This is a genomic window from Cupriavidus oxalaticus (genome assembly GCF_004768545.1).
Taxonomy (GTDB): domain Bacteria; phylum Pseudomonadota; class Gammaproteobacteria; order Burkholderiales; family Burkholderiaceae; genus Cupriavidus; species Cupriavidus oxalaticus_A.
Genome location: NZ_CP038635.1, coordinates 1,756,113 through 1,770,413, shown reverse-complemented (window position 1 = coordinate 1,770,413; position 14,301 = coordinate 1,756,113). Strand labels below are relative to the sequence as shown.

The following is a 14,301-nucleotide window of genomic DNA, read 5'->3' as shown; positions in this document are numbered from 1 at the left end:
CGGGTGCGTGGCTCGGCGACAACCGCTATGTTGCCTCGTAAGCCACCATGGCCAAGGCGCGTGCGCCCGCGGCCACCCCCACCGTCTGCGAGGGCGGCTGCGGCTTGAGCAGCGCGCTGCTGGTCAGCACATTGGCGGCACTGACGGTATAGCTGCCAGGAGCCAGGTTGGACAGCGTGGTCGGCTGGGTCACGGTCTGGCGGAACTCGCCGGGCCCCAGTACCGTGATGGCCGCCGACGTCCCGGACGGCAGGCCGGAGATGGAGATCATCAGCGTGCCGGTGCCGCCGTCATTGCCCTCTTCGTCGCCGCCCCCTCCGCAGGCTGCGATGCCAAGGCAGCAGGCGACGAAGAATTGGCAAAGCGAAGATCGAAGTGCTACGGACATGACACGCTCCCTTCCAGGCCCGGGCACAGGCGGTCATCCCATCGCGTTCTGGCGCGATGGGCGTGGAACCTTTTAATTACAGGGCGTGCCAGGTAGCGGCGTCCCGTAACTGGTGATCCCATGACAGGTATCGCCTTGCTTGAGGGGGCCGTCCGCGCTCGCTTCCGGGTCCATGGGAAATTTACCGACCTTGGTGCAGCAGAATCGGAATTCCGTCGCAGGCGCCGGAGAATTCACCACTGCGGGAGAAGCCATGGCGGATCGCTCAGCCGGCATGGCGTGCTCAGGGGCGGGAACGCTTTTCGTCACTTGCGCAGCCTTGGGAGGTGGCGCAGGCGCCGGAACATTTTTCGTTGCCGGGAAGGCCCGGGTGGGTTGCTCAGCTTTGGGGATGCTTTTTGGAGCCGCGGGGACCTTGATGCCTGGATCGACGCTCCGCTCCTGTGCCCCGGGAGAGACGCACTGACTGTTCTCGCAGATTCGCTCCCCTTTGCACTGCATGTCGTATTGGCATCCAGCGGCTCCGGCGTAAGGCGCAACCCCAGCCGCCATGGATATGCCGAGAAGCACGCCTAGCGCTTTCATATCTAGCTCTGGCTCCTTAGCCGTTTTTGGGCGCCCTTCATGCTTGCTCGGAGCCGGCGCTCTTGCGCCAGCCTGAGCCCCCTGGTCCTCAGGGCACCGCTTCTAGTATGGGATGCGCGCGCGCTGAGCGCCACCCTGGCCGGCCGGTCTTGCTGCGCGCCCTTGTGCCAGGCAGGGCTTTGACGAAGAGGACGATCCGCCTATACCAGTATGTACGCTTTTCGCACAGTCCCCCTTGCATCCGGAGTCGGATACGGAAGCACGCCGGGCTGGCGTCAACGGCGCGATCTTCGACCCCTTCGACTTCTCACGCTGCCCTAAACCGGGGAAGCAACATGCCAGACGTAACCTCAGACGGTGTTCGTATCCACTACGAGATCAAGGGCCAGGGTTCAACCGTTCTCTTGTTGGCCGGGCTTGCGGGAGTGGGTGCATCCTGGGGACCGCAGATTGATCTGTTCGCCTCGCATCACCAGGTGATCATCCCGGACCACCGGGGAACCGGTGCATCTGAGCACACCGCCCGCGACATGACGATTCCTCAGCACGCGCGAGACATGGCGCGGATTGTCGAGGCCGTCGGATGCGGACCAGTCCATGTCGTCGGTTCTTCAACCGGCGGCGCCATCGCGCAGCTACTGGCGATCCGTCACCGCGAGTTATTGCGCAGCGCAACCATTGTCTCCTCGATTGCTCGCGCGGATGCGTTCTACCGTCGCCAGTTCGCCATGCGGCAACGCATGCTGAACGATTCCGGCCTGCGCGCCTCGACGGAGGCCAACGCGCTGTTCCTGTTCGATGCGCGATTCATGCGCGAGCACCCGCAGCAGGTGCAGGCATGGGTGGACGCGACAGCGGCCGGCACATTTGAACCAGAGATCGGCTTTGCCCGCATCGAGATGATCGTCGGTCATGACGCCTTCGAGGACCTTCCTTCTATCTCGACACCGACGCTGGTAGTGGTGGGTGAGCGCGACTTCTGCGCCCCGCCCTACTTCTCCGCGGAGATTGCCGCGCGAATCCCCGGCGCCGAGCTTGTCATGCTGGACGGCGGCCACTTCATCTTCCTGGAGCAGCCGCACCTGCTGTACGACACCGTTGCGGGCTTTATCGCCAGGCACGAATGATCGTCGTGCGCACAGGCCACACTGATCCGCTCGGCGCTGGCAGCCCTTGCAAAGGAACGCCCCATGTGGATGAACTGGCTTCTCGTATTCGTGCCGATCGCGATTGCCCTGGAATTCCTCGCGGCCGACCAGCATCTGCTCATTTTCCTGACTTCTGCCGTGGCCATCCTGCCCCTTGCGGGACGGATGGGCCATGCCACCGAGCAGTTGGCAGAGCGGCTGGGCGAGGCCATCGGTGGCTTGCTCAATGCGACATTCGGCAATGCGGCGGAGCTGATCATTGCACTGGTTGCCTTGCGTGCAGGCCTTCATCAGGTCGTGGAAGCCTCCATCGTCGGTTCCATTGTCGGCAACCTGCTGCTGGTGTTTGGCGCCGCGATGCTCGCGGGGGGCATTCGCTATCCCGAGCAACGGTTCAACCCGCGCGGTGCGCGTTCGCAGGCGACCATGCTCATACTGTCGGCGATCGCGCTGGTCCTCCCTGCCAGCTTCGAAGCCGTAGCGGACAGATCAGACGTGCTGTACCGGCTCAGCGTCTGTATTTCCATTGCGCTGCTTGTCATCTACGCGCTGTATCTGTTGTTTTCGTTGGTCACTCATCCTGCGCTGTTCCGCAGTGCACACGAAGCCGGGATGGCGGCGACAGAACGCGAGAAAGACAAGCCACCTGCCAACGCCCCCCGCGCGCTAGCGATACTGGCGGCAGCCACCGTCGGGACGGCGTGGATGAGCGAGATCATGGTGGGCGCTATTGGCCCCATGATGCACGCCTACGCCCTCAGCGAAATTTTTGTCGGCGCGTTCGTCGTGGCAATCCTGGGCAATGCAGCCGAACATGCATCGGCCATTACCGCAGCCATCAGAAATCGCATGGACCTTTCGTTTTCCATTGCGGTGGGATCCAGCGTCCAGGTGGCACTTTTCGTCGCGCCAGTCCTGGTGCTCGTCAGCCATTTTCTCGGTCCGGCTCCGATGGACCTGGCCTTTCGTCCAGCCCTGGTACTCATTGTGGTCCTGTCAGTGCTGGTCACGGCGCAAATGGCAAGCGACGGACGCGCCGACTGGTTCAAGGGCACGCAACTCCTGATGGTCTATTTCGCGCTTGCCCTCACCTTCTTCTTCCTGCCGCGCTAACTCATGGCCGCCCACGGCTGAAGCGCAAGTGACAAGCTCGACAGTTAGCTCGCGAGTCGTCAAGGCATCTGGAGTCTGATTGATCTGCATCAGATCCCCATGGTGACGGATGCCTATGGTGTCATCAGGATCTTGCAATTCCGATATGGATGCGGACTCAAGATCCACTCGACCTCCCGGGAGGGGCACCATGAATAACCAACTTGCCGCCTGGCATACCGACCATATCAACTTCGCCAGCCTGCTCGACCTGTTGGAGAGAGAGGTGAGCGCCTTTTACCAGGAGGAGCAGCCAAACTACGGTTTGATGGAGCTGATCATCGAGTACATGCGCAAGTATGGCGATTGCGTTCACCATCCTCGGGAGGATGTTGCATACGCGCTGCTCGTCGAGCGAGACCCAGGCATGCGCATTGTGATCAGCCGGCTTCTGCAAGAGCATCGTGTGATTGCAGCGGTAGGCGAGGATTTGCTCAACCGGCTTCATGAAGCGGAACGAGATGTCATAACGTCGCGAACGGCGCTGGAAGCCGCTGCCGCCATGTACCTTGCCTACTATCGCAATCATCTCTCCACCGAGGAGAAACAGGTCATGCCCCGTGCCGCACACTTGCTAACCGAAGAAGATTGGGCAGCGGTCGCGGCCATTGAGCCGGCCAGCGTCGATCCATTATTTGGAGAAGATGTACACCAGCGTTTCGCAGCCTTGCGGAGACTGATTGACGGCGAAGCAAGTGTGTATATCCCCTCCCCTGATCATCACGAGCTGGCTTGAAACCACGACCCCGATGCTGCATCCAAGGCCTCGCAAAGGAGATTGTGCGGTATCCGTCCCTTCCCCCACCCAAGCGCACTGCACCGGCCCCCAACTAACCCTAACTGTCCCGAACAGCAAAATTTTTGTCCCGCCACGTCAAATGGAGGCGCGGCGATTTCACATACTGATAGCAGCGCTTCCCCTCCATCCACCGATTCGGCAAGACAGCACAAGCGAAAGGGAGTGAGAGCGACACGCCGTCCCGCGCGACGCCACTGTAGATCCCCCTTGCGAGTTTCCGTCATGTTCGCCATTGCCTGTTGGTTGATTTTCTCCGTTCTGGTCGGCTTCTTTGCCAACGGGCTGGGGCGCTCCGGCGCGGCCTGGACGACTTTCTCGATGATCTTCAGCCCGTCCCTTGGCTTGCTTCTTGTGGCCATCCTTGACGAGAAGCCGGTGCAGTCTCGCTTCGCAAGAGGCCTGGCTCTGATGCGGCTGCTGGCGGTCCGACCCCAATAGACTCCCTCCCTGCCCAGCATTGCCCGCACGCCCGAGCCATGGGTTATATGACATGGCTACCGGCGGAGGCTGCTGGAGTCCTGCGTGGAACGCACTCGCGAGTTCTACCGCCTGCTCGGCGTCAACGCTTGCCCGCGCTTCATTTCCGAAGAACTCCGTCTGGTCGAAGCGTAGCAGGCGTCCGCACAGCTGACGTGAAGGGGCATGCAGATTGCCGTAGATATGCCGAAGGATATTGTGCGACTGGATAAAGCTGCCGTTATTGATATACGGCGGCTGGTTGGTGCCTAACGGCGAATCCTCGGCATTGTCGGTGATGATCGAATGGCCAGCCGGCACGCTGTCGTCAAAGAAGATGTTGTCAACGTGATATACCGGTTGCCGTAAGGCGGTGGCTGGCGAAGTCGGACTGGCCGAAAGTAAAGTCGATATAGTTGTATCCCTGATATCGAGGTCAATACCGGATACTGGGTGGCACAGACGCTTGCGGCACAGGCGGCGCCGGCGGATCAGGTGGCAGAAGCATAGTCGCTGGCCTGGCGGCCGCTGCGCCATTCTAGGCGTGACCGCCAAAGCAAAAACCCCTCGCAGCACACGCTGTCGAGGGGTTTTGCACAATAAGAGCCTGGCGATGACCTACTTTCACACGGGTAATCCGCACTATCATCGGCGCGGAGCTGTTTCACGGTCCTGTTCGGGATGGGAAGGGGTGGTTCCAGCTCGCTATGGTCACCAGGCATGAGGGGTTGTGGCGCTGGGGTTCAAGCCAGCGTCACGAATCGGGATGTAGTTGGGGTTGTGCGTATCTGGCACAGACACGATCACACACACCAGGTGAAACACACTGGTTATAGGATCAAGCCTTACGGGCAATTAGTACTGGTTAGCTTAACGCATTACTGCGCTTCCACACCCAGCCTATCAACGTCCTGGTCTCGAACGACCCTTCAAGGAGGTCAAGCCTCCAGGGAATCCTCATCTTCAGGCGAGTTTCCCGCTTAGATGCTTTCAGCGGTTATCTCTTCCGTACATAGCTACCCTGCGATGCCTCTGGCGAGACAACAGGTACACCAGCGGTACGTCCACTCCGGTCCTCTCGTACTAGGAGCAGCCCCCGTCAAGATTCCAACGCCCACGGCAGATAGGGACCAAACTGTCTCACGACGTTTTAAACCCAGCTCACGTACCTCTTTAAATGGCGAACAGCCATACCCTTGGGACCGGCTACAGCCCCAGGATGAGATGAGCCGACATCGAGGTGCCAAACACCGCCGTCGATATGAACTCTTGGGCGGTATCAGCCTGTTATCCCCAGAGTACCTTTTATCCGTTGAGCGATGGCCCTTCCATTCAGAACCACCGGATCACTATGTCCTGCTTTCGCACCTGCTCGACTTGTCGGTCTCGCAGTTAAGCACGCTTTTGCCATTGCACTTTAGGTACGATGTCCGACCGTACCAAGCGTACCTTCGAACTCCTCCGTTACACTTTGGGAGGAGACCGCCCCAGTCAAACTGCCTACCATGCACTGTCCCCGACCCGGATTCACGGGCCAAGGTTAGAACCTCAAACAAACCAGGGTGGTATTTCAAGGACGGCTCCACGTGAACTGGCGTCCACGCTTCAAAGCCTCCCACCTATCCTACACAGATCGGTTCAAAGTCCAATGCAAAGCTACAGTAAAGGTTCATGGGGTCTTTCCGTCTAGCCGCGGGGAGATTGCATCATCACAAACACTTCAACTTCGCTGAGTCTCGGGAGGAGACAGTGTGGCCATCGTTACGCCATTCGTGCAGGTCGGAACTTACCCGACAAGGAATTTCGCTACCTTAGGACCGTTATAGTTACGGCCGCCGTTTACCGGGACTTCAATCAAGAGCTTGCACCCCATCATTTAATCTTCCGGCACCGGGCAGGCGTCACACCCTATACGTCCACTTTCGTGTTTGCAGAGTGCTGTGTTTTTATTAAACAGTCGCAGCCACCATTTTATTGCAACCCCTTCACCCTTCTGGCGCAGGCCAGTCAAGCTACCAGGGCGTACCTTATCCCGAAGTTACGGTACCAATTTGCCGAGTTCCTTCTCCCGAGTTCTCTCAAGCGCCTTAGAATACTCATCTCGCCCACCTGTGTCGGTTTGCGGTACGGTCTCGTATGACTGAAGCTTAGAGGCTTTTCTTGGAACCACTTCCAATTGCTTCGCAGCACTAGGCCGCTCGCCCCACATCCTTGAATCCCGCGCCCGGATTTGCCTGAGCGCCTTCTCCAATGCAGGGACCGGGACTTCCAACACCCGGACAACCTTCCGCGATCCGTCCCCCCATCGCATCATACGACGGTGCAGGAATATTAACCTGCTTCCCATCAGCTACGCATCTCTGCCTCGCCTTAGGGGCCGACTCACCCTACGCCGATGAACGTTGCGTAGGAAACCTTGGGCTTACGGCGAGGGGGCCTTTCACCCCCTTTATCGCTACTCATGTCAGCATTCGCACTTCTGATACCTCCAGCATCCTTTACAAGACACCTTCACAGGCTTACAGAACGCTCTCCTACCACGCGTGCGCTCCTTTAAATCCACTAGCATTGGCCACCACGATCATTGTGGGTGGCTTTGTCGATGCTGCGCATCGACAAGCTTGGTGCACTTAAAGGAACGCACGCGTCCGCAGCTTCGGTATATAGCTTAGCCCCGTTACATCTTCCGCGCAGGACGACTCGATCAGTGAGCTATTACGCTTTCTTTAAAGGGTGGCTGCTTCTAAGCCAACCTCCTGACTGTTTTAGCCTTCCCACTTCGTTTCCCACTTAGCTATATTTGGGGACCTTAGCTGGCGGTCTGGGTTGTTTCCCTCTTGACACCGGACGTTAGCACCCGATGTCTGTCTCCCGTGATTGCACTCTTCGGTATTCGGAGTTTGCTATGGCGGGGTAATCAGCAATAGACCCCCCAACCATGACAGTGCTCTACCCCCGAAGGTGAGACACGAGGCACTACCTAAATAGTTTTCGGAGAGAACCAGCTATTTCCAGATTTGTTTAGCCTTTCACCCCTATCCACAGCTCATCCCCTAACTTTTCAACGTTAGTGGGTTCGGTCCTCCAGTACGTGTTACCGCACCTTCAACCTGGCCATGGATAGATCATCTGGTTTCGGGTCTACACCCAGCGACTCAACGCCCTGTTCGGACTCGCTTTCGCTACGCCTGCCCTAATCGGTTAAGCTTGCCACTGAATGTAAGTCGCTGACCCATTATACAAAAGGTACGCCGTCACCCCGCTTTAAGCGCTCTCGCGCTTAAACCGCTTTGCGCGCCAGTGCTGCTATTTCACACTGAGGTCTTTTGGCGATCCTCACTGCGTGAGGTTCGCCGAAAGCGCTTAAAGCGGGGCTCCGACTGTTTGTATGCATGCGGTTTCAGGATCTATTTCACTCCCCTCCCGGGGTTCTTTTCGCCTTTCCCTCACGGTACTGGTTCACTATCGGTCGATCACGAGTATTTAGCCTTGGAGGATGGTCCCCCCATCTTCAGACAGGATTTCACGTGTCCCGCCCTACTTGTCGTACACCTAGTTCCACAACGCTGTTTTCGCATACAGGGCTATCACCTGCTAGGGCCGGGCTTTCCATCCCGTTCTGCTAACAACACTGCTAAAGAGTACAAGGCTCTTCCCATTTCGTTCGCCACTACTTTGGGAATCTCGGTTGATTTCTGTTCCTGCAGCTACTTAGATGTTTCAGTTCGCCGCGTTCGCTTCCCACACCTATGGATTCAGTGTGGGATGACCCATACGGGCCGGGTTTCCCCATTCGGACATCTCCGGATCAAAGCTCGTTTGCCAGCTCCCCGAAGCTTTTCGCAGGCTACCGCGTCCTTCATCGCCTGTGATCGCCAAGGCATCCACCACATGCACTTGTTCGCTTGACCCTATAACAAGTGTGTCTCAAGCTTGCGCTCATGACACCGCTCACTACAGGTTGAGTTCTCGCATTTGTGCCGTATTCCAAGTCATCTTTCGATCACTTAAATACTTTGGTTGATACAATCACAACCCGGTATCGCGTGTTGTACTGCAGCGTCTCATCAACGCTCGCGCGACACCTTTACTACATCCCATATTGTTAAAGAGCAGCCGATCATTCGATCGCTTGGCAATGCCAAATGAAAACACTCAGCAACGAGTGCTTTCATTTGGCCACCTGGCCTTCACCAACAAACTACCGATAAGTGTGGACGCTCAACGTAGGATGCACGCTCTGAAAGGAGGTGATCCAGCCGCACCTTCCGATACGGCTACCTTGTTACGACTTCACCCCAGTCATGAACCCTGCCGTGGTAATCGCCCTCCTTGCGGTTAGGCTAACTACTTCTGGCAAAACCCACTCCCATGGTGTGACGGGCGGTGTGTACAAGACCCGGGAACGTATTCACCGCGGCATGCTGATCCGCGATTACTAGCGATTCCAGCTTCACGTAGTCGAGTTGCAGACTACGATCCGGACTACGATGCGTTTTCTGGGATTAGCTCCCCCTCGCGGGTTGGCAACCCTCTGTACGCACCATTGTATGACGTGTGAAGCCCTACCCATAAGGGCCATGAGGACTTGACGTCATCCCCACCTTCCTCCGGTTTGTCACCGGCAGTCTCTCTAGAGTGCTCTTGCGTAGCAACTAGAGACAAGGGTTGCGCTCGTTGCGGGACTTAACCCAACATCTCACGACACGAGCTGACGACAGCCATGCAGCACCTGTGTCCACTTTCCCTTTCGGGCACCTAAGGCATCTCTGCTTCGTTAGTGGCATGTCAAGGGTAGGTAAGGTTTTTCGCGTTGCATCGAATTAATCCACATCATCCACCGCTTGTGCGGGTCCCCGTCAATTCCTTTGAGTTTTAATCTTGCGACCGTACTCCCCAGGCGGTCAACTTCACGCGTTAGCTACGTTACTGAAGAAATGAATCCCCAACAACTAGTTGACATCGTTTAGGGCGTGGACTACCAGGGTATCTAATCCTGTTTGCTCCCCACGCTTTCGTGCATGAGCGTCAGTGACGTCCCAGGGGGCTGCCTTCGCCATCGGTATTCCTCCACATCTCTACGCATTTCACTGCTACACGTGGAATTCTACCCCCCTCTGACATACTCTAGCCTGACAGTCACAAGCGCCATTCCCAAGTTAAGCTCGGGGATTTCACGCCTGTCTTATCAAACCGCCTGCGCACGCTTTACGCCCAGTAATTCCGATTAACGCTCGCACCCTACGTATTACCGCGGCTGCTGGCACGTAGTTAGCCGGTGCTTATTCTTCCGGTACCGTCATCCACGCCAGGTATTAACCAGCGCGATTTCTTTCCGGACAAAAGTGCTTTACAACCCGAAGGCCTTCTTCACACACGCGGCATTGCTGGATCAGGGTTGCCCCCATTGTCCAAAATTCCCCACTGCTGCCTCCCGTAGGAGTCTGGGCCGTGTCTCAGTCCCAGTGTGGCTGATCGTCCTCTCAGACCAGCTACTGATCGTCGCCTTGGTAGGCTCTTACCCCACCAACTAGCTAATCAGACATCGGCCGCTCCTGTAGCGCGAGGCCGTTACCGGTCCCCCGCTTTCACCCTCAGGTCGTATGCGGTATTAGCTAATCTTTCGACTAGTTATCCCCCACTACAGGGCACGTTCCGATGTATTACTCACCCGTTCGCCACTCGCCACCAGGCCGAAGCCCGTGCTGCCGTTCGACTTGCATGTGTAAGGCATGCCGCCAGCGTTCAATCTGAGCCAGGATCAAACTCTTCAGTTCAATCTCTGTGTGGGTCCGAAGACCCTCGCTCTTTCGAGCGGTCGCTCACTCTCAGAAAACTGACTGACCAGATCCGAAGACCCGGTCACGTTTTGCTGTGCGAGCACTGTATAACTTGTAAGCTAAAAGACCGAAGTCTTTCGCATCCGTTATCAAGCGCCCACACTTATCGGTGTTTGTTTGTTAAAGAACTTGCGCGATTCGCTTTGCTTGTCGCGTCGCTGCTTTGTCAGCAGCGAAGGAGCGAGACTATAAAGAAATTTCGTCGATCAATCAATCATTTTCGAGAAATTTTTTAATTCTGCAAGGCGTGCTCTTTTGAGCGAAGCCTCGCAGGTCTTTTTCCTCCCCCGTTGCGCGGTGCCTTGCGAACGGGGGGCGAATATTAATGGCCCCGTACCCTGGCTGGCAAGCTTTTTCGAAAATAATCTGAGAGAGCATTACTCGGCACTTGCAAGTTGCCGGTCCATACGACTGGCTAACTTCGGGAGGTCAGCCAAAGCGCACGGGGTCGTAAGGCGAGGCGTCGACCCACGGCTGCTCGCCGTCCATCAACTCGGCCAGCAGCCGGGCCGTGACGGGGCCCAGCGTAAAACCCTGATGCCCATGCCCGAAGTTGAACCACAGGCCGGGATGGCGCGGCGCCTGCCCGACGATCGGCCGCATGTCGGCGACGCAAGGCCGGGCGCCCAGCCAGGGCGTGTCCTCGACCGGCGCGCCCATCCGTACGAGTTCACGCGCGTGGCGCTCGGCATTGCGCAGCTGCACCGGCGTCGGCGCCGCATCGTGATGGGCAAACTCGGCGCCGGTGGTCAGGCGCAGCCCACGCTTCATCGGCGCCAGGAGGAACCCGTTCTCGACATCCAGCAGCGGCAGGCTCGGCATGGATTCGACCGCATAGTGGCGGTGGTAGCCACGCTTGACGAACAGCGGGAAGCGGTAGCCGAGCGGCCGGATCAGCGCCGAGGCCCACGGCCCCAGGGTAACGACAGCGTGGGCGGCGTTGACCGGGCCCTCGTCCGTCGTCACGGTCCAGCCGCTTCCCGCCTGCCTTAGCGTCATCGCGTCGCCGCGGCGCACGATGCCACCGGCCTGCGAGTACAGCGTGGCATAGCGGCTGACCAGCTCGCCGGGATCCGCAATGGTCCAGGGATCGCGCCAGTGGATCGCGCCGGCCAACGGCCCGCACCACGCCGGGTCGGTTGCGGTAATGCCGGCCCGGTCCAGGATCCGGTAGTCAAGCCCGTGCTGCTGCCCGACTTCCGTCGCGGCACGCGCGGCGTCGTCGAAGGCTGCGGCGCTGCGATAGCCCTGCAGCCATCCTGACTTGCGCACGAGGTCCTCGGCGCCGGCCAGCGCAATGAGGCGTTCGTGCTCGGTCAGGCAATGGCGGATCAGCGCGCTGTAGGCCGCGATGGTGCCGGCATAGCGGTCGGGTGCCGATTCGCGCCAGTAGCGCGCCAGCGGGGGCAGCAGGCTGGCGAGCGCGCCTGGGTGGTAGTGGACATCGTTACCCTGCCGGGCCACCACGCGCAGCACGGCCGCCCACTCGCGCGGAAAGGCGTAGGGCTGCACTGCTTCACGCTGGATGATGCCGGCGTTGCCATAAGACGTTTCCCTGCCCGGCTCGCGCCGATCGACCAGCACGACTGCATGGCCGCGCTGGAGCAGCGCCAGTGCCGTGCAGACGCCGACCATGCCGGCGCCGAGTACTACGATGTCCTTTGTCATGATGTCCGATGCGGTGCCTGGGGCACGGCAGGTTTTGTGATCCGGGTATCCAAAGCCCGATTCTGCATTGGGCGCGGACGCTGCGGAATATCGGCCGCAGGCAATTATTGGAATCCTTGGTTGCCGATCCGGCAATCAAGCGCTGGACATGCGCGCGATCGCCTCGGCCAGGTGCTGCACGAAGGCGCGCCCCGCCGGCGGCAGGTTGCGGCGGGCTAGCGTCTGGATCTCGATATAGCGCTCGTTCATTTCGCGGTCGCGCAACGGTACCGCGGCAATGCTGCCTTGCGCCAGCCGTTGCCGGACCGATAGCTCGCCATAGAAAGCAACGACGCCACCACCCGCCGTCGTAAAGCCGACCAGCGAATCCAGGTTGTTGCTGGAAAAGACGGTCTGGTAGCTCAACCCCTGCCGGCTGCAACTGGTGTCGAGCAGCTGCCGCAGCGAGCTTTCCTTCGGCGGCAGCGCCAGCGGATAGCCGATGACCTGGGACAGCGATACCTGGCGCTGGCCGGCAAGCGGATGGTCCGGCGCCATGATGGCGAGCACCGGCGCCGGATGGCGCAGCTCCACTTCGATATCGAGCTCGGGCAACCCGCTCAGCGTGATGCCGATGTCCGCCTCGCCGTCCCGGATGCGGCGGGCGATGTCGCCCTGAGGGCAGACGTGGAGGTCGAAGCGGATCCCACCATACTTTTCGCGGAAGCTGGCGGCCAGTTCCGGGATGAAGTCGTGCGCAATACCCTCCACACTTGCCAGGCGCACCTGGCCGACGCGCAGGCCGCGCAGCGCCTGGATATCGGCGGTGACGCGATCGATCTCCTGCTGGGCGCGCTTGGCGTGTGCGGCGAGCAGCTCTCCCGCAGCGTTGGGGACGAGGCCGCGGGCGCGCCGGTCGAACAGCAGCGTATCCATTTCGCTTTCCAGCTTGGCGATCTGCCGGCTCACCGCCGACGGCGCCACGTTGAGCTTGAGCGCGGCGTCCTTGACCGAGCCGGTGCGCACGACTTCAAGGAAGTAGCGGACAGCTGTTTCTTGCAGGATGCGGTAGGACATGAGCGGATATTGCGGGGGGCGATCGGCATCCGCCGACCAGGGTCCATTCTATGGATTGCCGTTTTGGCAATCAAGCTTTCGAAACATTGCCACGATTCCGAGTCGGATCGGTCGTACGATGGGTTCAACGCGGTCACAGCCCTTCCACCGCACTGCATCGAGTCCTACCTGCCGGAGCCTCTTCATGCGATCCACCGCTCACCGCCCGCACTTGTTCCTGTCCGCCTGCAGCCTGGCTGCCGCAGCCGTGCTGGCGCCCGCTCCGGCTGGGGCCCAGGGCGGGTATCCGTCGAAGCCGATCCAGCTTGTCCTGCCCTTCCCGCCCGGTGGTGCCACCGACCTCGTCGGGCGCACGATCGCGCGCAAGCTTGGCGAACGGCTGGGCCAGACCGTGGTGGTCGAGAACCGGCCTGGCGCCGGCACCGTGGTCGCGGCGAGCTATGTGGCCAAGTCGGCACCGGACGGCTACACGCTGATGGCCACCTCGGGTACCACATTCACCGTCAACCCCTCGGTCTACGCCAGGCTGCCGTATGACCCGCAAAAGAACTTCGAGCCGATCGGCCTGATCGGCTCGACTGGCCTGGTGCTGCTGGCCAACCGCGACGTGCCGGTCAACAACCTCAAGGAGTTCGTCAGCGCAGTCAAGGCGCAGCCCGGCAAGTACTCGTACGGCTCGTTCGGCGCCGGCACCACCGCGCACTTCGCCGGCGAGGAACTGCTGAACCTCATCGGCACGAAGCTGCTGCATGTCCCGTACAAGGGCAGCGCGCCGGCGATGACCGACCTGATCGGGGGCCAGATCCCATTCAGCGTCGATACCGTCGCGGCGGCGATCCCGCAACTGAAGTCCGGCAAGATCAAGGCCATCGCGGTCACGACGGCGAAGCGCTCGACGCTGCTGCCCAATGTGCCGACCGTGGCGGAAAGCGGCTACCCCGGCATGGATACCAGTACCTGGATCGCGTTGGTCGGGCCGCGCGGCCTGCCGGAAGACGTCCGGGCGAAGCTGGAGAAGGCGCTGGCCGACACCATCGCCGATCCGGCCACACGCAGCCAACTGGCGGACAGCGGCATCGAGCCGTCGTTCGCACCCGGCAAGCAGGTCGCCGCCATGATCGACAAGGAGATCCCGCAGATGCGCGCGATCGCGCAGCGGGCCAACATCAGGCTCGACTGACCTTTCCTGGCACCGCGCCACAGTAGCCA

8 protein-coding genes and 3 rRNA genes are annotated in these 14,301 nt (G+C 59.8%); 5 read left to right on the top strand and 6 right to left on the bottom strand.

The genetic code is table 11. The features are described from left to right. Positions 1–25: 25 nt before the first annotated feature. Positions 26–388, bottom strand: a complete 363-nt coding sequence (locus E0W60_RS18970; RefSeq protein WP_195432032.1) for a hypothetical protein — start codon at positions 386–388, stop codon at positions 26–28. Positions 389–1,308: 920 nt separating this feature from the next. Between E0W60_RS18970 and E0W60_RS18960 the strand changes: the two genes are divergently transcribed. From E0W60_RS18960 to E0W60_RS18945, 4 genes are all read left to right on the top strand, one after another. Next, a complete protein-coding gene (locus E0W60_RS18960) occupies positions 1,309–2,100 on the top strand; it encodes an alpha/beta fold hydrolase (RefSeq protein ID WP_135705237.1) in 792 nt (263 codons plus the stop codon). 63 nt (positions 2,101–2,163) lie between these two features. Continuing rightward, positions 2,164–3,234 (top strand): calcium/proton exchanger, encoded by a 1,071-nt coding sequence (cax, locus tag E0W60_RS18955; RefSeq protein WP_135705236.1) that lies wholly within the window; start codon positions 2,164–2,166, stop codon positions 3,232–3,234. Positions 3,235–3,424: 190 nt separating this feature from the next. Further along, entirely contained in the window at positions 3,425–4,009 is a 585-nt protein-coding gene (locus tag E0W60_RS18950; protein ID WP_135705235.1) for a hemerythrin domain-containing protein, read from the top strand. Positions 4,010–4,294: 285 nt separating this feature from the next. Further along, entirely contained in the window at positions 4,295–4,510 is a 216-nt protein-coding gene (locus tag E0W60_RS18945; protein ID WP_195432033.1) for a hypothetical protein, read from the top strand. Between the two features lie 623 nt (positions 4,511–5,133). On the opposite strand, the gene rrf is transcribed toward E0W60_RS18945, so the two are convergent. From rrf to E0W60_RS18915, 5 genes are all read right to left on the bottom strand, one after another. Next, positions 5,134–5,247: ribosomal RNA gene (gene rrf, locus E0W60_RS18935) — 5S ribosomal RNA — on the bottom strand. A gap of 115 nt (positions 5,248–5,362) precedes the next feature. Further along, positions 5,363–8,439 (bottom strand): 23S ribosomal RNA (locus tag E0W60_RS18930). Between the two features lie 332 nt (positions 8,440–8,771). Further along, positions 8,772–10,305 (bottom strand): 16S ribosomal RNA (locus tag E0W60_RS18925). Together the 16S, 23S and 5S rRNA genes form the textbook arrangement of a ribosomal RNA operon. Before the next feature lie 492 nt (positions 10,306–10,797). After that, a complete protein-coding gene (locus E0W60_RS18920) occupies positions 10,798–12,036 on the bottom strand; it encodes an NAD(P)/FAD-dependent oxidoreductase (RefSeq protein WP_135705233.1) in 1,239 nt (412 codons plus the stop codon). A 135-nt stretch (positions 12,037–12,171) separates the two neighbouring features. After that, positions 12,172–13,092 carry a LysR substrate-binding domain-containing protein gene (locus E0W60_RS18915; RefSeq protein WP_135705232.1) on the bottom strand — a complete coding sequence of 307 codons (921 nt, stop codon included), beginning with the start codon at positions 13,090–13,092 and terminating at the stop codon, positions 12,172–12,174. A 184-nt stretch (positions 13,093–13,276) separates the two neighbouring features. On the opposite strand from E0W60_RS18915, the gene E0W60_RS18910 reads away from it, so the two are divergent. After that, complete coding sequence (locus tag E0W60_RS18910) at positions 13,277–14,272, top strand: Bug family tripartite tricarboxylate transporter substrate binding protein (RefSeq protein ID WP_133097285.1); 996 nt, start codon at positions 13,277–13,279, stop codon at positions 14,270–14,272. Positions 14,273–14,301: the final 29 nt, after the last annotated feature.